Origin of the sequence: Cupriavidus sp. SHE (genome assembly GCF_000812445.1) — a bacterium.
Taxonomy (GTDB): domain Bacteria; phylum Pseudomonadota; class Gammaproteobacteria; order Burkholderiales; family Burkholderiaceae; genus Cupriavidus; species Cupriavidus metallidurans.
The window spans coordinates 175,367-197,718 of record NZ_JWMB01000021.1 but is presented as its reverse complement, the minus strand read 5'-3'; the positions used below and the strand labels follow the sequence as shown (position 1 = coordinate 197,718).

General features: G+C 63.3%; 25 protein-coding genes. 11 read left to right on the top strand and 14 right to left on the bottom strand.

The annotated features are described in order from the left end of the window. Positions 1-88 precede the first annotated feature (88 nt). Together hemH and RN01_RS11945 are read left to right on the top strand one after the other, a co-directional pair. Entirely contained in the window at positions 89-1,204 is a 1,116-nt protein-coding gene (gene hemH / locus RN01_RS11950) for a ferrochelatase (RefSeq protein ID WP_024569135.1), read from the top strand. A 39-nt stretch (positions 1,205-1,243) separates the two neighbouring features. Beyond that, complete coding sequence (locus tag RN01_RS11945; RefSeq protein ID WP_017514088.1) at positions 1,244-1,639, top strand: RNA-binding S4 domain-containing protein; 396 nt, start codon at positions 1,244-1,246, stop codon at positions 1,637-1,639. Positions 1,640-1,690: 51 nt separating this feature from the next. Here the strand turns inward: RN01_RS11945 and RN01_RS32975 are convergent, their stop codons facing one another. Next, positions 1,691-1,846 (bottom strand): hypothetical protein, encoded by a 156-nt coding sequence (locus RN01_RS32975; protein ID WP_024569136.1) that lies wholly within the window; start codon positions 1,844-1,846, stop codon positions 1,691-1,693. 284 nt (positions 1,847-2,130) lie between these two features. Between RN01_RS32975 and grpE the strand changes: the two genes are divergently transcribed. Continuing rightward, positions 2,131-2,673, top strand: coding sequence for a nucleotide exchange factor GrpE (gene grpE / locus RN01_RS11935; RefSeq protein WP_017514089.1), 543 nt, complete (start codon positions 2,131-2,133; stop codon positions 2,671-2,673). Between the two features lie 78 nt (positions 2,674-2,751). Further along, positions 2,752-3,156, top strand: a complete 405-nt coding sequence (locus RN01_RS11930) for a co-chaperone YbbN (protein ID WP_017514090.1) — start codon at positions 2,752-2,754, stop codon at positions 3,154-3,156. Here the strand turns inward: RN01_RS11930 and RN01_RS11925 are convergent. After that, entirely contained in the window at positions 3,145-4,446 is a 1,302-nt protein-coding gene (locus RN01_RS11925) for a phospholipase A (RefSeq protein WP_024569137.1), read from the bottom strand. The genes RN01_RS11930 and RN01_RS11925 overlap by 12 nt on opposite strands. A gap of 156 nt (positions 4,447-4,602) precedes the next feature. Then, positions 4,603-5,034 carry a DUF1841 family protein gene (locus tag RN01_RS11920; RefSeq protein WP_017514092.1) on the bottom strand — a complete coding sequence of 144 codons (432 nt, stop codon included), beginning with the start codon at positions 5,032-5,034 and terminating at the stop codon, positions 4,603-4,605. A gap of 165 nt (positions 5,035-5,199) precedes the next feature. Here RN01_RS11920 and RN01_RS11915 point away from each other — a divergent pair, with 165 nt between their 5' ends. Both RN01_RS11915 and RN01_RS11910 read left to right on the top strand, forming a co-directional pair. Further along, positions 5,200-6,138, top strand: a complete 939-nt coding sequence (locus RN01_RS11915; protein ID WP_024569138.1) for a DMT family transporter — start codon at positions 5,200-5,202, stop codon at positions 6,136-6,138. 87 nt (positions 6,139-6,225) lie between these two features. Continuing rightward, positions 6,226-6,813 (top strand): malonic semialdehyde reductase, encoded by a 588-nt coding sequence (locus tag RN01_RS11910; protein WP_008649321.1) that lies wholly within the window; start codon positions 6,226-6,228, stop codon positions 6,811-6,813. Between the two features lie 89 nt (positions 6,814-6,902). Here RN01_RS11910 and RN01_RS11905 read toward each other — a convergent pair whose 3' ends face one another. Genes RN01_RS11905 through RN01_RS11895 form a run of 3 tightly spaced genes read right to left on the bottom strand, consistent with a single transcriptional unit; the run spans position 6,903 to position 10,140 of the window. Then, entirely contained in the window at positions 6,903-7,628 is a 726-nt protein-coding gene (locus RN01_RS11905; protein ID WP_017516073.1) for a Coq4 family protein, read from the bottom strand. Positions 7,629-7,657: 29 nt separating this feature from the next. Further along, positions 7,658-8,626, bottom strand: coding sequence for an alpha/beta fold hydrolase (locus RN01_RS11900; protein WP_024569139.1), 969 nt, complete (start codon positions 8,624-8,626; stop codon positions 7,658-7,660). Beyond that, complete coding sequence (locus RN01_RS11895) at positions 8,623-10,140, bottom strand: NAD(P)/FAD-dependent oxidoreductase (RefSeq protein ID WP_024569140.1); 1,518 nt, start codon at positions 10,138-10,140, stop codon at positions 8,623-8,625. The genes RN01_RS11900 and RN01_RS11895 overlap by 4 nt, the downstream gene beginning before the upstream one ends. Before the next feature lie 74 nt (positions 10,141-10,214). Between RN01_RS11895 and RN01_RS11890 the strand changes: the two genes are divergently transcribed. Beyond that, positions 10,215-10,844, top strand: coding sequence for a TetR/AcrR family transcriptional regulator (locus RN01_RS11890; protein WP_008649315.1), 630 nt, complete (start codon positions 10,215-10,217; stop codon positions 10,842-10,844). Positions 10,845-10,865: 21 nt separating this feature from the next. Here RN01_RS11890 and nth read toward each other — a convergent pair whose 3' ends face one another. Together nth and rsxB are read right to left on the bottom strand one after the other, a co-directional pair. After that, positions 10,866-11,510, bottom strand: coding sequence for an endonuclease III (nth, locus tag RN01_RS11885; protein ID WP_017515297.1), 645 nt, complete (start codon positions 11,508-11,510; stop codon positions 10,866-10,868). Then, complete coding sequence (gene rsxB, locus RN01_RS11880; protein WP_011515813.1) at positions 11,507-12,346, bottom strand: electron transport complex subunit RsxB; 840 nt, start codon at positions 12,344-12,346, stop codon at positions 11,507-11,509. Before rsxB ends, nth begins: the two co-directional genes overlap by 4 nt. 195 nt (positions 12,347-12,541) lie before the next feature. Between rsxB and RN01_RS11875 the strand changes: the two genes are divergently transcribed. Then, entirely contained in the window at positions 12,542-13,174 is a 633-nt protein-coding gene (locus tag RN01_RS11875) for a TetR family transcriptional regulator (protein ID WP_017514221.1), read from the top strand. Positions 13,175-13,259: 85 nt separating this feature from the next. Here RN01_RS11875 and RN01_RS11870 read toward each other — a convergent pair whose 3' ends face one another. Then, positions 13,260-14,504 (bottom strand): polyhydroxyalkanoate depolymerase, encoded by a 1,245-nt coding sequence (locus tag RN01_RS11870; RefSeq protein ID WP_008649308.1) that lies wholly within the window; start codon positions 14,502-14,504, stop codon positions 13,260-13,262. 252 nt (positions 14,505-14,756) lie between these two features. Further along, on the bottom strand, positions 14,757-15,953 hold the full coding sequence (locus RN01_RS11865) for an amino acid aminotransferase (protein ID WP_008649306.1): 1,197 nt from the start codon (positions 15,951-15,953) through the stop codon (positions 14,757-14,759). A 197-nt stretch (positions 15,954-16,150) separates the two neighbouring features. Between RN01_RS11865 and uvrB the strand changes: the two genes are divergently transcribed. From uvrB to RN01_RS11850, 3 genes are all read left to right on the top strand, one after another. Beyond that, entirely contained in the window at positions 16,151-18,244 is a 2,094-nt protein-coding gene (uvrB, locus tag RN01_RS11860; protein WP_024569141.1) for an excinuclease ABC subunit UvrB, read from the top strand. 94 nt (positions 18,245-18,338) lie between these two features. After that, a complete protein-coding gene (locus tag RN01_RS11855; RefSeq protein ID WP_008649303.1) occupies positions 18,339-18,560 on the top strand; it encodes a hypothetical protein in 222 nt (73 codons plus the stop codon). 50 nt (positions 18,561-18,610) lie between these two features. Then, positions 18,611-18,850: a hypothetical protein gene (locus RN01_RS11850; protein ID WP_008649302.1), complete on the top strand. Its 240-nt coding sequence runs from the start codon at positions 18,611-18,613 to the stop codon at positions 18,848-18,850. Between the two features lie 405 nt (positions 18,851-19,255). Here RN01_RS11850 and RN01_RS11845 read toward each other — a convergent pair whose 3' ends face one another. The 4 genes from RN01_RS11845 to RN01_RS11830 all read right to left on the bottom strand — a co-directional run bounded on the left by RN01_RS11845 (position 19,256) and on the right by RN01_RS11830 (position 22,273). After that, complete coding sequence (locus RN01_RS11845; protein WP_024569142.1) at positions 19,256-19,879, bottom strand: hypothetical protein; 624 nt, start codon at positions 19,877-19,879, stop codon at positions 19,256-19,258. Positions 19,880-19,911: 32 nt separating this feature from the next. Beyond that, positions 19,912-20,496 carry a hypothetical protein gene (locus RN01_RS11840; protein ID WP_024569143.1) on the bottom strand — a complete coding sequence of 195 codons (585 nt, stop codon included), beginning with the start codon at positions 20,494-20,496 and terminating at the stop codon, positions 19,912-19,914. An 85-nt stretch (positions 20,497-20,581) separates the two neighbouring features. Beyond that, positions 20,582-20,824, bottom strand: coding sequence for a hypothetical protein (locus tag RN01_RS11835; protein WP_017515391.1), 243 nt, complete (start codon positions 20,822-20,824; stop codon positions 20,582-20,584). Between the two features lie 105 nt (positions 20,825-20,929). Then, positions 20,930-22,273: a phage major capsid protein gene (locus RN01_RS11830; RefSeq protein ID WP_080672711.1), complete on the bottom strand. Its 1,344-nt coding sequence runs from the start codon at positions 22,271-22,273 to the stop codon at positions 20,930-20,932. Positions 22,274-22,352 lie beyond the last annotated feature (79 nt).

Below are 22,352 nucleotides of genomic sequence, written 5' to 3'. Positions count from 1 at the left end.
GACGTGTCTGTCCTGGGTCGGCCGCCTGCAACGGCTTGCGGCCGGCCCCTGATTCGCCAGCGCCCCCGGCAGTCCCAACGGAAACCCTATGACGTTTTCGCCTGAACCGGCACACCAGCACGGCCAGCCGCCGCGCACCGCGATCCTGCTGATCAACCTCGGCACCCCGGACGCGCCCACGCCTAAGGCGGTGGGGCGCTACCTGAAGGCGTTCCTGTCCGACCCGCGCGTGGTAGAGATCCCGCGCCTGGCCTGGCTGCCGATCCTGCACGGCCTGATCCTGCCGTTCCGCTCGCGGGCGTCGGCCATGAAGTACGAGTCGATCTGGCTGCGCGAGGCGCATATGACAGGGTCGCCGCTACTTGTGTATACAGAGCGCCAGGCGCATGCGCTGCAACTGTTGATGCAGCAGCAGGGTCACGACGTAACGGTGGCCTGTGCGATGCGCTATGGCAATCCGTCGATCGAATCGGTCATGGAAGCGCTGCGCCGGCAGGGTACCGAGCAGATCCTGTTGCTGCCGCTGTATCCGCAGTTCTCCGGCACGACCACGGCCACCGCCTTCGACGAGGCATTTCGTGTCCTGTCGACATGGCGCAACCAGCCCGAGTTACGGCTGGTCAAGCATTTCCACGATCACCCGGCGTATATCTCTGCGCTGCACAAGCAGGTGGGCGGCTATTGGGCCCAGCATGGCAAGCCGGACTTCGCGCGCGGTGACAAGCTGATCCTGTCGTTCCACGGCCTTCCGCGCCGGTTGCTGGACCTGGGTGATCCCTATCACTGCGAGTGTCTGAAGACCGGTCGTCTGCTCGGCGAGGCGCTGGGTTTGCAGCCTGGCCAGTATCAGGTGACGTTTCAGTCTCGTTTTGGCAAGGCGGAGTGGTTGCAGCCCTACACAGCGCCAACGCTGGCCGAACTGGGCAAGGTCGGGACGCAGCGCGTGGACGTGTTCTGTCCCGGCTTTCCCGCCGACTGCATCGAGACGCTCGAGGAGATCGCGATGGAGGGGCAGTCGGAATTCCGCGTGGCCGGCGGCCAGGATTTCCATTTCATCCCGTGCCTCAACGATGCCGAGGCGTGGATCGCCGGATTGGCGGATATTGCGTTGCAGCATTTGCAGGGGTGGCCGCTCAATGTTCCACATCCCCACGAACTGGAAGCAAGACGCTCCCGCGCGCAGGCGCGTGGCGCGGGAGCCTGAGGCCGTGATGGCAGTCACGGGCAGTAACGGACGGTAATCATGCAAGTCGATTTCGAACCCGATGCGCGGCTGCGCATCGACAAATGGCTCTGGTGCGCGCGCTTCTTCAAGACGCGCTCGCTGGCTGCCGAGGCGGTGGAGCGGGGCCGCGTGAGTGTCAACGGGCAGCCCTGCAAGAACTCGCGCGAGGTCAAGCCGGGCGACACCCTGATATTGGAGGCGCATCAGCAGCGCTGGGAGGTGGTGGTCAAGGGCGTGGCCGCGTCACGCGGGCCGGCGCCGGTCGCCCAGACGCTCTATGCGGAGACCGAGGAAAGCCAGGTCAGGCGTCAGACAGACGCGGAACGGCGGCGCTTCCAGCACGAGCCGGCCGAGCAGATGCACGGGCGACCGACCAAGCGCGACCGGCGCAGAATCGACGACTTCAAGGGGTGACGGTTGCGGCTAGCCGGGGCGGGGCGCTCCGGCTGGCCGTAATGTGGCGGGTTAGCGGACGTACTGGACGAGGTAATGCTTGAATACGGCCTTGCCGCTGCCATACTCGGTGTCGCGCGGGGCAACCGTGTCGGACAGGCAGATGAAGACCGTCATCGCCGAGAGCGCGGCAATCAGGCAAAGGGTAACGACTGGCAGCTTGTGCATGGCGAACCTTCCGAAGGATGCACCAAAATGATCCACCTCTCTGCTCCCGTTATTTTTGACATTTTTTATTAAGTGAATCTTAGTGTGTGCGATGCAGCAAAGCAATGACGGCTCGATTTCATCGGGCAAGGCTTTGTAACGACGTATTTCCGCGTCTCTGAACCTCCACACTTGAAAAATCGGGGACTGACACCAAGTGCAGCTAGACTTGCCGGTTTGACACCCGACTCACCCGATGGCCTGCCGCCAGAGCGGGCCGTGCTTTTGTTTTGATACGAATCGACATGGAAGAACAGAACCAGACGCCAACCCCCAATACGCAGGCAGCCGAGGACGCCGCCCGCACGCCGGAAGCCGGTGCCGATGAGGTGGTCCGCCTGACGCAACAGGTGGCCGAACTGGAAGCCAAGGCGAAGGAACACTTCGACATGTTCCTGCGCGCCACGGCGGAGGGCGAGAACATCCGCCGCCGTTCGCAGGACGAAGTGGCCAAGGCCCACAAGTTCGCCATCGAGAGCTTTGCCGATAACCTCGTGCCTGTGATGGACAGCCTGCAGGCCGCGCTGGCCGACGGTACCGGTGACCTCGGCAAGCTGCGCGAAGGTGTGGAACTGACCGCGCGCCAACTGGCCGCCGCGTTCGAACGTGGTCGCATTGTCGAAGTGAACCCAGTGGGCGAGAAGTTCGACCCGCATCGCCACCAAGCCATCTCGATGGTGCCGTCCGAGCAGGAACCGAACACCGTGGTCAACGTGCTGCAACGCGGCTACATGATTGCCGACCGCGTGCTGCGCCCGGCGCTGGTGACCGTCTCGGCGCCGCGCTGAGCGCGGGTCGTCCACATACGGCAGTACGAAACGCCCGGGCCATTGGCGCCGGGCGTTGTCGTTTCAGGAGCGATTGAAATGTCCGAAGAAAACCAGGCGCACCTCGATCACCGCGCGTTCGAGGCGCTCGACATGGCCGAAGTCGATGGCGAGAACATCGACGCGGCAATCGCCAATGCTGGCGACGATCTGGTCTGCGTGTTCTTCTGGGGTGTGGACTGCTTCAACTGCGAGATGGCCAAGAAGGCGATCCTGGCCAATCCCGAACCGATTCGCGCGCTCGACCTGCGCTGGCTACATGCCAATGTCTATGCCCATCCCGAGTTGGGGCGGCGCTTCGGCCTGCATGGTATCCCCGTGTTCATGTTCTTCCACAAGGGCAAGAAGCTCGGCCGCGCCACGGGCTGGCACGGCCATGGGCAGTTCTCGGCGGCCGTGGGCAATGCGCGGCTCAAGGCCAGCGGCAAGCCGCTAGCGGGATAGCGCGTAGCCCAGGCGGATCTGCCAGGGCGTCTTCTGGTTGTAGTTGAGCAGGCTTTCGCCATAGCCATAGAAGTAGCCCAGCATCAGGTAGCCAGCCGTGCCCGGAATCAGGCGAGAAAGCGGGTAAGAGGCCTGCGCGTCGACGCTACCGTACATCTGCCGCGTGCCCTTGCGCAGCGTGGCGGCGAATTCCCATGAGTCGGGCTTCCCGTAGGCCACGTTCAGGTCCATGTAGCCACGATAGTGCGCGATGTCCTCGTTCTCGCTTTTCTCCAGGTACGCATAGACCTTGGGCGCCACGCGCCAGTGCCAGTCGTTCTGGTCGCCAAAGTACATCGTCGGCTTGAGGAACAGCGTGTTGATGCTGCGCGAGTCGGCACCGGCCCGGCCATTCGACTCGTGCTCGAAGCCCGAAGCGATCGACAGCCGGCTGATCACGCTGTTCTTCACACCCGTGTCGGACAGGTAGTAATACAGGCTCGGACGATAGTTGGTGTCCTCGAACGGCTTCGAGGCGCTGTGCAGGTCCCATAAAGAGAACTGCGTGTAGGCGAAGTAGAGGTTGTCGATGAAACGCTTCGACGCCGGATCCTTGCCCTCGTAGATCCGGAACTTGAAGCTGAGCTGGAACTTGGCGTTGGCCCCGTCGTGCGCGCCGAACATGATGTACATCGGCTCGTTGAAGGAAAGCCGTTGCGCGTCGCGCAGATCGGCTGGCGCTGGGGTGGATGCGGGAACATTCTCAGCCGATACGACCGGGGTGACCTGACCAGCGCTGACCGGCACGACGGCCGCCTTGGGTTCGGCCGGCGTGCCGGCGACCACTGGCGCAGTAACGGTGGCCGGGTTTGCGCCGGGCGCCTGGTTCAGCGTGATCAGGACCGGCGCGGCATCGATCCCTGAGATGTCCAGCCGGACCACTCCACGCAATGTCGTAGGCCATTCCCCGCGGAAGCTGACTGTCTGGTGCTCGCCTTGCCGCAGATTCAGGATGGTTGGCCCCTTGCCGATACGCCTGAGCGTGATGGGTGCCGGCGCCACAAGGTCTCCCGAGGCTGACACCTCGAGGGTGTCGGGCACGGCATAGCGGCGCGTGTCCCGATCCCCGGTGATCAGCAGGGTCAGGGTGAGCGGCTGAGTGGCATCAACGACACGCGGTGGCTGCAACACGGATACCGCGGCGGCGGCTGGCGTGGCGTGGAACAGGACGGCCGACGAGGCCAGCGCAGGCAACAGCAGGCGGAAGGCCGTGCGTGGAAGTGCAACACGGCCTGACACGTAACGTGGCATCGGGAGCAATAAGCGCCGCACCGGCGGGATATCGACAGCACTCCGGTGACGTGGACGCGACAAGAGTTGCGATGCCCGCAAGCGTACCATGTGTGGCGCGTGCGGCATGTGACGAATGGTTAGCCACGGGGCGTGGCCAAACCGGGTGGGTGCGGATCAGCCGGCGGCCCGGCGTCGGATATCGTCCACGTAGGCCTGCCCGTCCGGCGGCATACCATTGCGCTGCGCGTTCCAGAGCATCTGGCCGAGCGCTTCCATGATCTGGTGTTGGGCCTCGTGCGGCGAATCGAGCCGGCGGCTCAGTGCCTCGTAGGCGGTGCGGATGCCGGGCGGCTGGTCGATCGAGACCTGTTCGGAGATAGACAGGTGCATCGCCAGGTGCAGGAACGGGTTGGTCTGGCCGCCTTCCGGTGTGTAGTCGCGCGCAAGCGCGCCTTCAGTATCGGTCAGCAGGGACTGGTACTCGGGATGCTGGTCGATCCAGTCGACCGCGATCGCTTCAAGCGGCGTGAGGACGTTGCCCGCGACGCGCTTCTGCCAGGCTTCGCAGAAGAACCGGCGGACTTCTTCTCTTGAGGGATTGAACATGATGGCCGCTATTGTAGTGCAGCGGTCGCGGCTCTGCCGACGGGGCCCCGCGCATTAGTAGAATGCGGAAGTTTGTTCGCCGCCGTTCAATACGCTGACAAACTATCGCGAACAAACCCATCGCGAACAAACCTCAGTCCCTGCCATTTTTCCGATTCGCCACCGATGACTGCATCCGCCTCCGGCACCCTGGGCCACGCCCGCGACAAGCTCGCGGGCGTGTTGCTGATCGCGCTCTCCGCCAGCGCCTTCGGCGCCATGGCCATCTTCGCGCGCTTTGCCTATGCAGCGGGGGCGGACGTTTATGGCCTGCTGGCCGTGCGCTTCCTGCTGGCCGCGATTGCGATGGGCTTCGTGATGCGTGCCAGGGGGATCAGCCTGCCGCCGTGGCGTCGCGTGCTGGCGCTGGCGGCGATGGGCGGCATCGGTTATGTCAGCCAGTCGTACTGCTTTTTCACGGCGTTGAACTACGCGCAGGCCAGCCTGGTGGCGCTGCTGCTGTATCTCTATCCGCTGTTCGTGACGATCCTGGCCGCCGTCTTCCTGAAGGAGCATCTGACCACTTCCACGGTGATCGCGCTGGTGCTCTGCTCGGTGGGCGCGGGTTTGACCGTGGGGGGCGGCGAGGGCAGCTCGCTCGGCATCGCCCTTGGGGTGGCCGCGGCGGTGATCTATTCGATCTATATCGTGGTGGGCGCGCGCGTGACCGCAGGCGTCAATGCCATCGCCACGACCACGGTGATCTGTACGGCGGCGGCACTGGTCTATGTGACGCTCGGGCTCTTGCGCGCTGGGGCTGGCGTGCCGCCGCAGTTTCCGGTCAGCGCAGGTGGCTGGCTGGCGTTGGTGGCCATCGCGCTGGTATCGACCGTGCTCGCGATCCTGACGTTCTTCGCCGGACTGCAGCGGCTCGGCGCCTCCAAGGCATCGATGCTGTCGACGTTGGAGCCTGTGGTGACCGTGGTGCTGGCCGCCTTGCTGCTCGGCGAACACATCGGCCCGACCCAGGCCGTCGGGGGCGGGTTGATCCTCGCCGGTGTGCTCTGGCTGACACGCCGGGCCAGCGGTACGCCGCCACTGAAGGCCTCCGACGAACGGAATTGAACGGGTTCGTCAAAGCGCTTGTGGGCGCACGGCGGACGCTTGGGTACAATCGCGCTTTCTTTCATCACAGAACCCGGAAAACGCGCAATGAAATCCGTCGATCAGGCAGTCCTTGCACAATTGTTCACTGAAGCCCGCACCCACAACGTGTGGCAAGACAAGCATGTGGATGATGCGCTGCTGAAGCAGATCTACGAAGCGATGAAATTCGGTCCGACCGCCGCAAATGGCTCGCCGGCACGCATCGTGTTCGTGAAGTCGGCGGCCGAGAAGGCTCGCCTGGTCGAGTGCGTATCGGCTGGCAATGCTGACAAGACCCGCTCGGCGCCGGTGACCGCGATCATCGCGTTCGACCGCAACTTCCACGACCAGCTGCCGAAGCTGTTCCCCCACGCCGATGCGCGTTCGTGGTACGCCGGCAACGACGAGAAGATTGCCCGCGACGCACTGATGAACAGCTCGCTGCAAGGTGGCTACTTCATCCTGGCCGCCCGCGCACTGGGTCTGGACTGCGGCCCGATGGCCGGTTTCGATGCCGACAAGCTCAACGCCACGTTCTTCCCCGACGGCAAGTGGGCGGTCAACTTCCTGGTGAACCTGGGCTATGGCGAGGCTGACAAGCTGTTCCCGCGTGGTCCGCGCCTGACGTTCGACGAAGCCTGCCGCATCGTCTGACGCGCCGCCGACCCGAAACAAAAAAGCGACCCATCGAGGTCGCTTTTTTGTTGGCGCGTGGACGGCTCAGGGCTCAGGGGCTCCGGGGCTCAGGCCGACCATTCCTCCATCGGATTGCAGGCGAGGTATCGCTTTGCTTCCGAGATGCCAAGCCGCTCCCGGGCCGCGTCGATCGGCTCGTTCAGCAGCGCATCGTAATCTTCGGCCAGCAGCCACTTCGCCCGCTTGCCCAGGCGGTAGCCTTCGAGCACGGCGCGCGCGAACGCGAGGCTGCCGGTCAGCCGCCAGCTCTTCAGGGCAGCGGCGACCGCGATGAAGGCCCAACCCTTGCCGCCAGTCTGCGCATAGCTGAATGCGACCAACGCCGCCTCGCCGAGACTTTCGTCGGCACGGTAGCCGGTCAGCACGTGCCAGATATCGTGGATGTCGCGTGTGCGCCGGCCGAACCACATATACGCGTCCTCGACCACCGGTTCCTGGTTCAGGTTCGAGACCTTCGCCAACCCATCCGCGCTGTAGCCAGTCTTTTCGAGAAAACCACGGTACGTCGCGCCGACCGTTCCCGGGGCAAAGCTGGCGATGTATGCGGGATCGCAGAGTCGCTCGGCCAGTTCTTCGCGCAGGTAAGCAAGGCGGCGGCCTTCCGGCGTGCTCAGCAGCCGGCTGTAGTTCTTCGGCATGCTCGGGCCATTGAGCGCCCGCATGATGCGGAAGACCTGCTCCGTGTCGTGGCCGTCCGCCAGCAGTTTGCGGATGGCATCGAAGGCGGTGGGCAAGTCCCGCTTGTAAGGGTTGAAACCGGTCGAAGCGGCCATCGTTGGGCTCCTATTTTCGGGCGGGCGGATCAGGCGGACACTGGCTCGCGCAGTTGCAGTGCCGCATTTCGGACAAAATCCACGCTGGTATCGATCGCGGTAACTGGCAGCATATGCCCTCCGCTTACCAATGTCAGCCTGGCGCCAGGGACCTTCGCGGCGAATGCCTCGCCGTTCAGCTTGTAGTCGAGGATGCGGTCCTCGCGGCCGTAAAGGACGTGGATCGGCATCCGCAGCGTGCCATAGTGCGGCACGACGGCAGGCAGGCTCGAGGCTGCGCCGATCAGGTCTTCCGAGGCGCCAAGGAAATGACTCGGCCGCAATGCCAGCAGGCCGCCGCCGCGCGTGGGGAAGTCGTCGGGCGCGCGGTCCGGGCCGAAGACGATGTCCATGACCTGCTCGCGATTCTTGATCGACATCGGGATCAGCAGCGTCCACGCCAGCAGCTTTCGCTTCCATGCGCTCGGGATCGTCATTGCCTCGAACACGGGCGAGATATGCTCGGGCGGATGCGTCAGCGGGGCGATCAGGGCCAGGCCGCCCACACGCTCGGGGTGGCGACTCGCCAGGGTCAGCGCAATCGCGCCACCCAGCGAGTGGCCGACCACCAGTGGCTTGTCGAGGCCCAACTTGTCGATCAGGGCAGCCAACGTGTCGGCCTGCGCAGGCAGGTCGGCAGCGGCGCCGGGCGCGCGCGTCGAGTATCCGGCGGCAGGCCGGTCGATGGCCACCACCCGGAAATCGCGCGCAAGCGGTTCGATCATCCCGTAATCGAAGTTGCCGAGCTGGCCGGACAGGCCGTGCACCAGCAGTACAGCGGGGCCGGTGCCGCGCTCGACGACATGCAACTGCGCGCCAGGGACGTCAATGAAACGTCCGGTCGGCGGCAAGGCGGCTTCGATCTTCCGGGTGGTGCGCCACGTGAACAGGAACAGCGCAAGGCCGATCAGTACCAGCAGCCCAACGACGGCGACGATGACGGAGAGCAGGGCGTTCACGACTGTACCTCCGCCAGGGCATCTTCCTGCGGCAAGGTCGCGGTGCCTTGTCTATCAAACTGCAGCACGCCATCTGCGATGCGGCCATGGCGAATGGTCATCATATCCATGAAGTAGTTCTGGTAGACGCGCCACGGCCGGCGGTCGCCCTGCCGGGGCAGCACGCTGGCGGCGCGTTGCACGTAGCCCGAAGAGAAGTCGAGGAATGGCATGGTCTGCACGGTTGGGTCAACGTGTGGCGCGGCGGAGCGGTAGCCGTGGCGATCCATGTAACGCAGCAGCCGGCAGACGTATTCGGCGGTCAGGTCCGCCTTGAGCGTCCACGATGCATTGGTGTAGCCGAAGGCCAGCACGAGATTGGGCACATCGCTGAGCATCATGCCTTTGTAGGCCATCGCCTCAGCCGGGCGGCGCGGCACGCCATCCACGGTGACGACGATGTCGCCCAGCATGTTCAGCTTCAGTCCGGTGGCCATCACCACGATGTCGGCCGGCAGGGTCTGACCCGAGGCCAGCACGATGCCGTCCTCGGTGAAACGCTCGATGGTGTCGGTCACGATCGAGGCGCGGCCCTCGCGGATCTCGCGGAACAGGTCGCCGTCTGGCACCAGGCAGACGCGCTGGTCCCACGGCTTGTAACGCGGCGTGAAATGGGTGTCGACGTCATAGCCGGGCGCAAGCTGCTCGGCCGCCATGCCGATCATCCGGGCCTTGACCTTCTCGGGTTTGCGGCGCGCAAGCTGGAAGAAGAACATCCCCAGCAGCACGTTCTTCCAGCGCGTGGCCGCATAGGCCAGCCCTTCAGGCAGCATCCGGCGCAGCTTGTGAGCGATCGCATCCTGGCCGGGACGCGTGACGATATACGTGGGCGACCGCTGCAGCATCGTCACGTGGGCCGCGGTTTGCGACATGGACGGTACCAGCGTGACGGCCGTAGCGCCGCTTCCGATTACCACCACGCGTTTGCCGGCATAGTCGATCGACGGGTCCCAGAACTGTGGATGCACCATGCGGCCACGGAAGTTCTCCTCGCCCGGAAACGTTGGCCGGTGTCCCTCCGCGTAGCTGTAGTAGCCGGCGCAGACGTAAAGGAAATGCGAGCGCAGGCGGACCCGGCTGCCATCGGCGGTGCGCTCGGCCTCGATCGTCCAGCAGGCGGCGCGGCTATCCCAGGCCGCGCTGACCACCTTGTGCCCGTAGCGGATGTGCTTTGTGATGCCCGCCTCGTCGGCGGTCTCGCGAATGTACGAGAGGATCGACGGGCCATCGGCAATTGCCTTGGCGCCTCTCCAGGGCTTGAAGCGGTACCCCAGGGTGTACATGTCCGAGTCGGAGCGGATGCCCGGGTAGCGGAACAGATCCCAGGTACCGCCCATGGCCTGCCGGGCTTCCAGGATGGCGTAGCGCTTGCCGGGGCAGCGGTCCTGCAATTGTCGGGCGGCGCCGATACCGGACAGGCCGGCGCCGACGATCAGAACATCAAGGACTGCGTCATCAGGAGTAGGGGCGGTCATGACGGGAACCCGGATCAGTGGCATTTCTGACAACATAGGTTGTCAGAAGCAATCTGACAATAGGGAATGTCATAATGGCGCCCATGACTACCGAGCTCTCTCCCGCGCGCCGCTACCGCGGCGCCGAAGCCGAAGAACGGCGCGCCCAGCGCCGTGGGCAACTGATTGCCGCGGCCGTACAAGTCTATGGCGAGCGCGGCTACCAGAACGCGACAGTAAAGGCCGTTTGCGAGGCAGCCGGTCTTACCGAGCGGTACTTCTACGAGTCATTCGCCAACAGCGAGGCCTTGCTGCTGGCGTCGTTTCAAACGGTCACGGACCTGTTGCTGCAGAAGATCGAACTGGCCGGCGAAGCGGCCGGCGGCGATGGCGAGCACCGCGCATTGGCGATATTGCGTGCCTACTTCGGCACGCTGCAGTGCGAGCCCCGCTCGGCGCGGGTCTTTCTGGTGGAGATCCGGGGTGTCAGCAAACTGGTGGATGAGGCGCTCGGCCTCTCGCTGCGCGATTTCGGCGGGCTGCTGGCGCGTGTGCTGATGCCGGAAGGCAAGGAGCCGGATCCGATGCTGCTGGCCGGTGTGGCTGGCGGCATCATTCATGTGGCGCTTCACTGGATCCGTCACGGCTATGCGCCCGATGTCGATACCGTTGCGGCGACGGCGCTGCAGCTGGCGCTGGTGCTGAAGGATCGTCAGCGTTCCTGACGACCGGCAACTGGATACCGACTACTGCTTCGGCGCGGGCGTTTTTTCCTTGAACTCGCAGAGGGGTTCGATCGCGCAGTGCCAGCACTCGGGCTTGCGCGCCTTGCACACGTAGCGACCATGCAGGATCAGCCAGTGGTGCGCATCGTGCAGGAATTCTTTCGGCACGACCTTCAGCAGCTTCTGCTCCACTGCATCGGGATTCTTGCCGGGCGCCAGGCCAATACGGTTCGATACGCGGAAAATGTGCGTGTCCACGGCGATCGTCGGCTGGCCGAACGCAACGTTAAGCACCACGTTTGCCGTCTTGCGGCCGACGCCGGGCAGCGATTCCAGCGCCTCGCGTACCGGCGGCACCTTGCCGTCGTACTTCTCCACAAGAATGCGGCACGTTTCCATTACGTGCTTGGCCTTGGTCTTATAGAGGCCGATCGTCTTGATGTAGTCGATCAGGCCCGCCTCGCCAAGCGCCAGGATCTGCTGCGGCGAATGCGCAACCGGGAACAGCAGGCGCGTGGCCTTGTTGACGCCGACATCGGTGGCCTGCGCGGAGAGCAGCACCGCGATCAGCAATTCGAACGGCGAGCTGTACTCCAGCTCCGTGGTCGGCGTCGGATTGACCTCACGCAGGGTTTCGAAGATGGCGCGGCACTTGGCGGAGTTCATGTCGAAGGGTTGTTGTTGTCCTGCTTGTTTTCCTGTTTATTGCCCTGCTCACCGGCCGGTTCGTGCGTTGTCATGCCAAGCTTTGCCCGCCGTGCTTCGGCAGCGTCGATCTGCGCCTGGACGGCCGGCGAAACGTTCTCGGTGTTGAGCGGCCGGGCCGCAGCCTGCTTCTGTCGCGCGCGTTCAATGGCCGCCTGGATGATCGCCTTCTTGCGCGCCTGGGCTTCCTGTTCCGCGGTGTTGGCGACGGGCTCGGCCTGCAGCGCCTCGAGTTTGGCGGCGGCCTTGGCAGCCAGCCGCGCATCGTTTTCCTCGCGCTCCCGCACCAGCCGCACGCCGCGCGCGGCGTAGCGCGCGTGTGCCGCGTCGGCCTGCTCCTGTGACCACGCAGCCCATCCCGTTTGCTCGCCGGTGACCGGAATCATCTCGATGCAGTCGACTGGGCAGGGCGTCACGCACAAGTCGCAGCCCGTGCACCAGTCTGGCAGGACGGTGTGCATCTGCTTGGGTGCACCGACGATGGCATCGACTGGGCAGGCCTGGATACACAGCGTGCAGCCGATACAGAGCGATTCTTCGATCCGGGCGACCGCGCGGGGTTGCTCCACGCCGCGTTCCGGGTCGAGCGGCTGTGGCGCGACGCCGAGCACCGCTGACAGCCGCACGATGCCTTCGGCGCCGCCCGGGGGGCAACGATTGCTTGCCGCTTCACCGCGCGCCATGGCTTCGGCGTAGGGGCGGCAGCCATCGAACCCGCACTTGGTGCATTGGGTTTGTGGCAGCAGGGCTTCAAGGCGATCCGCCAGGCTGGCGGCGGCTGAGGGGGTGGTAGTCACGACTGCAAAACGTATATCGAGGGACGGCTGGAATCTGGCACGCTTCTGGCGAGCGTGTGCGCGGCAAGGATTATCCCCGATTTCGTCGCGGGCCAGAAAAAGCGATGATGCGCTGCGTCACCTGTTCGGGGGAGGAGCAGGGCGACGCAACATTGCTGTGTGCCATAATCCGCGCAACTCACAGACCAGGAATTCATGTCAAACGAGCCAAGAACCAAGCGGGACCCCGAGGGCACGCGCCGGCGCATTCTGGCTGCGGCCACGGAGGAGTTTGCCAAGGGCGGGCTGGCCGGCGCGCGCGTCGACCAGATCGCACGCCGTGCCGAGACCAACGAGCGGATGCTCTATTACTACTACGGCAGCAAGGAGGGCTTGTTCCTTGCTGTGCTCGAAAAGCAGTATGCGGAGTTTCGCGCGGACGAGGAGCGTCTCCACATCACCGACGAAGACCCGGTTGCCGCCGTCCGCACGCTGGCACGCTTCGTCTGGGACTGGTATTACCAGCATCCGGAATTCATCCGGCTGGTGAACAGCGAGAACCTGCACGAGGCGCGGCACCTGAAGAAGTCCGCGCAATTGCATCAGCTCGTCAACCCGGTGGTCGACGTGCTGGCCGACATCATCAAGCGTGGCCAGAAGCAGGGCCTGTTCCGCGATGACATCGACGTGCCGCAGTTCTATCTGACCATCTCGGCGCTCGGCTATTACGTGCTGTCGAATCGTTACACGATCAGTGCCGTGATCGGCCGGGACGTGGCCTCGGAGGAGGAGCACGATCGCTTTGCCGATCTGCATACCGAGATGCTGCTGTCGTACCTGAAGCGCTGAAGCGCTGGAGCTGGCGCCGGCATCGGCAGATAAAAAAACGCCCGCGAAAACTCGCGGGCGTTTGACTTTGGTGCGACGCGCGACGTCAGGCGCGGTACTTGCGGATGAAATCGCGCAGTTCCGGGTAGACGCTATCGCGCCAGCGGCGGCCCGAGAAAATCCCGTAGTGGCCGCATTTCTCGGCGGTCAGGTGTTGCTTGCGGGTCTTCGCGATGCCGGTGCACAAGTCGTGCGCGGCGGCGGTCTGGCCGGCGCCCGAGATATCGTCGAGCTCGCCTTCGATCGTCAGCAGGGCAGTGCTCTTGATGTCCTGCGGACGCACCGGCTCGCCGTCGACGACCCACGTGCCATTGGCCAGGCGGAATTCCTGGAACACCGTGCGAATCGTCTCGAGGTAGTACTCGGCCGCCATATCGAGCACGGCGTTGTACTCGTCATAGAACTTGACGTGCGCCTCGGCGTCGTCAGACCCGCCCTGGACCAGGCTCAGGTAGTAGTCATAGTGCGACGACACATGGCGGTCCGGGTTCATCGCCACGAAGCCGGCGTGCTGCAGGAAGCCCGGATAGACGCGGCGGCCGTGGCCCGGGTAGTTGGCCGGCACCGTGTAGATGACGTTGTTCTCGAACCACTCGTAAGACTTGTTGGTGGCAAGCGAGTTGACCGCCGTTGCGCTCTTTCGCGCGTCGATCGGGCCACCCATCATCGTCATGGTGCGCGGGGTCTTCTCACCTGCCGACGCCATCAGCGAGATCGCGGCAAGCACCGGCACGGTCGGCTGGCACACCGAGATCACATTCAGGTTCTCCGCGCCAATGTGGCGGATGAACTCCTGGATGTAACGGATGTAGTCGGACAGATGGAACTCGCCATGCTCCACCGGCACCATGCGGGCGTCCACCCAGTCGGTCACATAGACTTTGTGGTCCTGCAGCAAAGTGCGCACGGTATCGCGCAGCAGCGTCGAGTGGTGGCCGGACAGCGGCGCGCAGACCAGCACGACCGGCTCGTCCTTGAGCAGCTTGATGGTGTCCGGATCGTCCGCATAGCGCTTGAAGCGCACCAGCTTGCAGAACGGCTTGTCCAGGATGGTTTGTTCGACGATCGGAATGTCGCGGCCATTCGAACGGACGGATTTGATGTTGAATTCCGGCTTTTCGTAGGCTTTTCCCAATCGGTACAGCAGTTCGTAGCCTGCTGCCAGCCGAGGGGCGCCGGGGACCAGTGAAAGGGGGCTGAGGGGGTTCGTAAATGTCTTTGCAGTCGCTTGGGCCCACGCGGTAAGCGGGTTCAGCATCGTGCGCTGGAATTCATGCAGTTGATAAAGCATGGGGGTACCTGTCTAGCCTTTCTTGTCGCCAACGGATGTCGTGCAACCGATTATGCACGGAATAGAACGATCGTGCTTTGCAGCATAAACCTCATCGTTGTACCTGCAAGTGGGGAAGACAATAGGGCATTTGCCTATATTCCAGATGACATTTCCGAGCGCCCAAAGAAAAAGGCGACCGGAGTGGCCTCCAGGTCGCCTTTCGCTGCCGGATGCCGCATTTTGGTGCGGCGCCCGTTCGATGTCGCCGGTTTAGTAGACGGCGGCGATCGCGTTCACCACGGCGTCAATGTTGCGGCTGTTCAACGCTGCCACGCAGATGCGGCCGGTGCTCACGGCGTAGATGCCGTGTTCGTTGCGCAGGCGGTCCACCTGGGCCGAGGTCAGGCCCGAGTACGAGAACATGCCGCGCTGGGCCTTCACGAACGAGAAGTCGCCCGGCACGCCCTTGGCGGCCAGCTTGTCGACCAGGGCATGGCGCATCAGCTTGATGCGGTCGCGCATTTCGGCCAGTTCCTGCTCCCACATGGCGCGCAGTTCCGGGCTGTTCAGCACGGTGGCCACCACGGTGCCGCCGTGGGTCGGCGGGTTCGAGTAGTTCGTGCGGATGACACGCTTGATCTGCGACATCACGCGCTGCGCTTCTTCCTTGCCCGTGGTCACGATCGACAGCGCGCCAACGCGCTCGCCGTACAGCGAGAAGCTCTTCGAGAACGAGCTGGAAACGAAGAACGGCAGGCCCGACTCCGCGAACAGGCGCACAGCGGCGCCGTCCGGCTCGATGCCCTCGGCAAAGCCCTGGTAGGCCATGTCCAGGAACGGGATCAGGTTACGTTCCTTGACCAGTTCCACGACCTGCTTCCACTGGGCTTCGTCCAGGTCCACGCCGGTCGGGTTGTGGCAGCAGGCGTGCAGCACGACGATCGTGTTGGCCGGGTACGACTTCAGCGATTCCACCATGCCGGCGAAGTTCAGGCCGTGGCTGGCAGCGTCGTAGTAGGCGTAGTTGATCACGGGGAAACCGGCGGCTTCGAACAGCGCGCGGTGGTTTTCCCAGCTCGGATCGCTGATCGCGACCGATGCGTTCGGGTACAGGCGCTTCAGGAAGTCGGCGCCGATCTTCAGGGCGCCGGTGCCGCCGAGTGCCTGAGCCGTCACCACGCGGCCTTCGGAGATCAGGGCCGATTCCTTGCCGAACAGCAGGGTTTGCACGGCCTGGTCATAGGCGGCGATGCCTTCGATCGGCAGGTAGCCACGCGGCGTGGCGGTCGTCAGGCGGGCCTTTTCGGCCTCCTGCACGGCGCGCAGCAGCGGAATTTTCCCTTCGTCGGTGAAGTACACGCCAACGCCCAGGTTCACCTTGGTGGCGCGGGTATCGGCATTGAACGCTTCATTCAGGCCCAGGATCGGGTCGCGCGGGGCCATCTCGACGGCAGAAAACAAACTCATTTGGAATCTCGTGGTCAGCTGTGTAACAAAACGGAGGGCGTAGAATCGCTTCGACTGCGCAGTGGCTGCAGCGGAACCTGGAACACACTCCTGACAGAACCTGACAGCAGCGTCGGGCAGACTGTGCTTGAACCAAGCCGCGCAACCCCAAGATTCTAGCGTATCCGCCAGTTTTCCTCAGGTATTTCCCTACGTTTATGACGAACCTTGCTGAAGCCGCCCCCGCCCTGGATGAAGACAAATTCGTCACGTTTCCGGGGTCTCCATTCCAGCTTTATCAGCCGTATTCGCCGGCGGGCGACCAGCCGGAGGCGATCCGCCAACTGGTGGAGGGCGTGGAGGACGGCCTGTCGTACCAGACGCTGCTGGGCGTGACCGGCTCCGGCAAGACCTTCACGATGGCCAACGTGATCGCCCGGATGGGCCGGCCGGCCATTGTCTTCGCGCCAAACAAGACGCTGGCGGCACAGCTGTATTCTGAGTTCCGGGAGTTCTTCCCGCGCAATGCGGTCGAGTATTTCGTCAGCTACTACGACTACTACCAGCCCGAGGCCTACGTGCCGCAGCGCGACCTGTTCATCGAAAAGGACTCGTCGATCAACGAGCATATCGAGCAGATGCGGCTGTCGGCGACCAAGAGCCTGCTGGAGCGGCGCGACACGATCATCGTCGCAACGGTGTCGGCGATCTACGGTATCGGCAATCCGAGCGAATACCACCAGATGATCCTGACGCTGCGTACTGGCGACAAGATCAGCCAGCGCGATGTCATCGCCCGCCTGATCGCGATGCAGTACACGCGCAACGAGACCGACTTCCAGCGCGGCACGTTCCGCGTGCGCGGCGACACGCTCGACATCTTTCCGGCCGAGCATGCCGAGATGGCGGTGCGCGTCGAACTGTTCGACGACGAGGTGGATTCGCTGCAGTTCTTCGATCCGCTGACCGGCCGCGTGCGCCAGAAGATTCCGCGTTTCACGGTCTATCCCTCGAGCCACTACGTGACGCCGCGCGAAACAGTGCTGCGCGCGATCGAGGACATCAAGGTGGAGCTGCGCGAGCGGCTGGATTTCTTCTACAAGGAGAACCGCCTCGTGGAGGCGCAGCGGCTCGAGCAGCGTACGCGGTTCGATCTGGAGATGCTCACCGAACTGGGCTTCTGCAAGGGCATCGAGAACTATTCGCGCCATCTGTCGGGCGCGAAGCCGGGCGAGCCGCCGCCGACGCTGGTTGACTATCTGCCGCCAGACGCGCTGATGTTCCTGGACGAGTCCCACGTGCTGATCGGTCAGTTAAACGGCATGTACAACGGTGACCGCGCGCGCAAGACCACGCTGGTCGAGTACGGCTTCCGCTTGCCCTCGGCGCTGGACAACCGACCGCTCAAGTTCGACGAGTACGAGCGCAAGATGCGCCAGGCGGTGTTCGTGACAGCCACGCCGGCGAACTACGAGAAGGAGCACGCGGGGCAGGTGGTCGAGCAGGTGGTGCGGCCGACGGGTCTGGTCGACCCGGTGATCGAGGTGCGGCCCGCCACGACGCAGGTGGACGACCTGCTTGGGGAAATCCATCAGCGGGTCAAGGTCAACGAACGTGTACTGGTGACCACGCTGACCAAGCGCATGTCGGAGCAACTGACCGAGTTCCTTTCGGAAAACGGCGTGAAGGTCCGCTACCTGCATTCGGACATCGATACCGTCGAGCGCGTGGAAATCATTCGCGATCTGCGGCTTGGCACGTTCGACGTGCTCGTGGGCATCAACCTGCTGCGCGAGGGGCTCGATATCCCCGAGGTGTCGCTGGTGGCGATCCTCGATGCGGACAAGGAGGGCTTCCTGCGCGCCGAGCGTTCCCTGATCCAGACCATCGGGCGCGCCGCGCGTAACGTCAATGGCACGGCCATCCTGTATGGCGACCGCATGACCGACTCGATGAAGGTGGCGATCCGGGAAACCGAGCGTCGCCGCGAGAAGCAGATGGCCTTCAACGAGGCCAACGGCATCACGCCGCGAGGCGTGGTCAAGCGCATCAAGGACATCATCGACGGGGTCTACAACGCCGACGACGTCAAGGCCGAACTGACGGCCGCCGCCGAGCGGGCCAGGTACGAGGACATGAGCGAAAAGCAGGTGGCCAAGGAGATCAAGCGGCTGGAGAAGCAGATGCTCGACCACGCCAAGAACCTGGAGTTCGAAAAGGCGGCCCAGGTGCGCGATCAGCTCGCGAAGCTGCGGACGCAGGTGTTCGGGGCCGGAGCCGAAGGCGATCATCTCCTGCCGCCGTCCGCGTAAGAGGTCGATCGGGGATCACCCCGAGCCACGACGTATCGCCGGCATCCTATAGTGGTTGGGGCGGAGACGCCGGATCACGGACAAGGAGCACGCCATGGTGAGTCAGTTCGAATATGGTGGTTATGCGGTAGTGGCCCGTGCAGTCCCGCACGCGGGCGGTGGGTTTGCCGGGGTATTGACGATTGCCGACGCGTTCGGCGAGCCCGGCGGCCCGACTTTCGAGACGGAAACCGGCACGGCGCATTCGCCCGAGGCTGCGCTTGCCCTGGCGGAAGCCGAAGCCATGCGTACGATCGACGCCGGTGAAGTGAACTGACGGGCCGGCAAGGCGAAGCATCCGGAAGCGCAGGTCGCAGGAGACAGGCAATGGCCTATAGCAGTGAGTGGAAGAAGAGGGTTTTCGAGACGCACGAGATTCAGGTGCTGGTGAAACCCCGTTCACCGATCGCATGGGAATACACGGTGCGGGTGTGCCGCAAGGGCACGAATATCCGCGCTGCCAGCACGATGGTGGAAACAGCGCCACCCTCCGAGCGGTACGGAACGCCCGAAGAAGCCGAGGCGGCCGGATTCGCGCGTGGCAAGGCGATCGCCGAGCAACTCTGACCGGGCGAAGTCGTTTCGGCGTCAGTCGGCAGGCGGTAGAATCGCGCCGATGAAAAAGTACGCCATTTTGATGTGTTGCATGGGCAATAACCGCCAATCCCTTTTCTGAAGCGGGTTGCGGGATTTTTGGTATCGAATTTGGTATCAATATGGGGCGCGCGCCGGCCTCCCTCGCACGACGTACGGGTGCCACGCTCAATTTCGATTCCGCCCACTACGTCGCCCTCGACGGTGCGGCCATTGCCGCTTGCAACGTCGGGACGGCCGGGGCCCAAACTTCGGTTCCGGCGTCTGGAATGCCCCGTAGAGTGCCAAAAAAATCGTCGAACGGGGTCAGGGGCTACCATGGGTCGTCCCGGGACCGGCAATTCGATTCTGGCGACGCGGTGTGGGCTAGGCAGTGCTCTATTTGATGCCGGAGGCCAAGCACGCCTCATGCAGGGCTCGTGCTACAAAAATCGCATTTGGGATGTGAACCATCTCAGTGCTTTCCTTTTCGTACACGTACCGCCAATCAACGAAAGCCGTCCTGAGGTTGGCCAGAACGTCGCCAACATCGGACGTCTCGGCTAGTCCCTCGCTTTGCGCCGCGTGGGGAGTCACCTTGCTTAAGGCGGCAAGAGCGGCGCCGGGCAAGCCCTCATAGAGTTTCATAAGGTCGTGTCCCCAAGGGGTAACACCGTGAGCCTCGGCAAGAGTCTTTAGATACAGTTCAATCGAAAAGGCAATGTTGACCACGAACGGCGCTGCATACACAGGGTTACGTGGTTGTCGATTCAACATGGCATGGCAGTCTCGTGAGACGGTGGCAAACGCAATCGCCTGCCGAAACATGCTCTGCACTTTCGTGGGCGGCGGAGGCCGTAAGCCACGCTTGTCGAGGAATTCTCTCGCGACTATCAGATCCGTTTCGGGATCACCGGTGATAGGTACTGTGCCGACGACGACCCCATTAACCTTTAGCCATCTGTGACCCTCGGGGGGGTCACCTTCCGCTCCACCATCCATCTGTGACGTTCTGTTGACCATGCCTAACCTCCGCTCGCGAGAATGCTGTGGTACTACATCGCAATGAGCGATCGATATGCCATGTAGCCACCCCAAAAAAATCCGCCGAAGGACGCCACACCAAGAGCAACAGATGTGAAGTTCATTACGTGTCCTGCAGCAATCCAACTATTCGCACAGTCACCATTTTGGTGTGCATAGCAAAACTGTGAGAGATATCGGAAGCCGGAAGCCACCCCCGCCGATCCGAGGCTACAGACAAAAATCAGCAAGGCAAACCCTACGCCGGACACAAGCGTCCCGCTATTTGCCGATGGAGTCTTCGTTAGTAAATTGCCGAGGAACGCCAGCAGCGCAGCGGCGGCCCCCCCATTAATCAGCAGTGCAGATCTAAGCGCTGTTTGTCCGGCCTCGATTACGGCTTTGAACATCTCTACTTCAAACGTGTTCTGAATCTTCCAACGCTCAATGTCCACCGTGGTGCGTCGCTTTGCTTCCTCAGCCCCCATCGTTGGAGCACCTTTGCTGAAGTCCTCTAGAAAGTTATCGAAGGCCTCTATTTGCACAGCATCCACGCCACGTTTCTTGGTTTCAGAGAGTACATCTCGTACGTGTTGGATGGCTTCTACGGCGTTCATCGCACTTGGCCCTATCGGTGAAGGTTGACCGGGGCAGAATACCGGCAACACGCCCCATCGCCGCCCCTCTTTGGTAGGGGGTATCCTAGATGCGACGCAGAATGGCGGAGACCTGCGGCTCCAGGTGGGGATATTCGTCGAGGATTTCGTTTACCACTCGCTCTAGCCGATACAACTGGAAGTAGGCGTTCTGAACGATGGCGGCGTCATCTAGGCCGGCACGCAGGCATGGCACGAGCGTCGACCACATGCGCGACTTGCTCGACAGGCGAATCAGCCATAGGTCGTGATCGGCGACGAGCCTCGCCGCTTCGGTGATGTCGTCCATATTCGTCGTCTTCAAAAAGGCCCGGGGCCGTGAATCTCGCGAAACAAACCCCGGGGTGAAAAATGAGGCGACGGCCTGCCAGCGCGCCGCCTCGGACGCACGGTATTACCAGGCGACGTCAGTCACATGCACCACGGCCCCGGAACGCAGCGCAGCCCATGCGAGCCCGTCGTACACAGCACGAACCGCACCCGAGTTCGTTTGGTACAAGCTACGCACGGGCGACGACGGCACGGCGGCCGGCACCGAGTCTTGCGCAATGATCGGCAGCGGGGTCGCGTTCTCTTCGTGCAGCGTGGCTTCGGTCGAAACGTCGAATTCCGGCGCTGGCAACGAACGCGCAACGCTCGCGCAGTCGATCAGAAAGACGTCCGCGTCTGGCACGTTCTGCGAGACAACCACGCGCGCACCGAGCAACAGTCCGCTTTCCATCGTCGGGAATTGCAGTGCGCCCGTCGCGGTGATGAGCAATTGCAGCGACACAGCGTTGAAAGGACTCACGAGCCAGGAGAAGTTACCCGGCGCGAGCCCCGCGCGTAGTAGCAGACCAAGCGCCTTTTTCAGATCGGCGACGATTTGCGCAGGCGTGGCACCCGTCGACGCGTACGTGTTGGCAGCAGGCAAACCCGAGAGAACGCCGGCCGGCGACACGCCCACAACTTCGGCATCGGCCGAAAGAAATTTCGTGTCGAACGCGGTCGCGCTGTCGAGCAAAATCGCTTCGCGAATAATGCGTTCAATCGACGGCGTCGAGCGACGGAGCAGTTCCATCGTGAATGAGCCAATGATGGCAGGTGCGCAAGGTGTCATCCGCACGCCGCGCAGTTTGACCGCGCCGACGCGAATCGGGTCGCCCTCTTTGCGCCAGGTTGCGGCGAGGTTCGGGCTTGCGCTCGTCGTGTCGCGCGTCGGAACCGTGATGCTTGTCGCGCCGCCGAAACTCTCGTCAGCGAGTGGCAACGCCGCAAGCGCACTGACGCGGGCCAGTTCTTCGAGATAGGCAGCCTGAACCTGCCGCGTCAATTCTTGCGCCCAGCCGGCGACGTTCGTCATGGCCGGGTCTTGCGCAGCACGAATGACGGTCATCACCGCGTCTCCATCCTTGCGGGCCAGATCGGGGTAACGCTGCGCGAGCACGTCTCCGACGGGCTTGCCCTCAATCGCGGCAATCGTTCGAACGGTCAACATGCGCCAGAGCGGCGCGCTACGGTCGACGGCCGGGGGCACCTTTGCACCAGGGCGCGTGGCGGGCACCGACACGGGGTGCGCCTTCGCGACGGGCGGCGCGTCGGCCTGATCCTGTAACGATTTGACTTCGATCATGAGCCGGTCGGCCTCGGTGTCGTTGCCTTCGTCAATCGCACGCTGTAGGGCGTGACGGGCGTCGGCGATTTGCTTCATGGCAGTTGCTTGCATGATGTTCATCCAAATGACATTTTGTTTCTCCATTGATGCCGCTCGACTCAAACGTGAGGCGGGTCGACAGGTGCATCCGATTGATGCGCTACAAAACCGACGTCGGAGACGC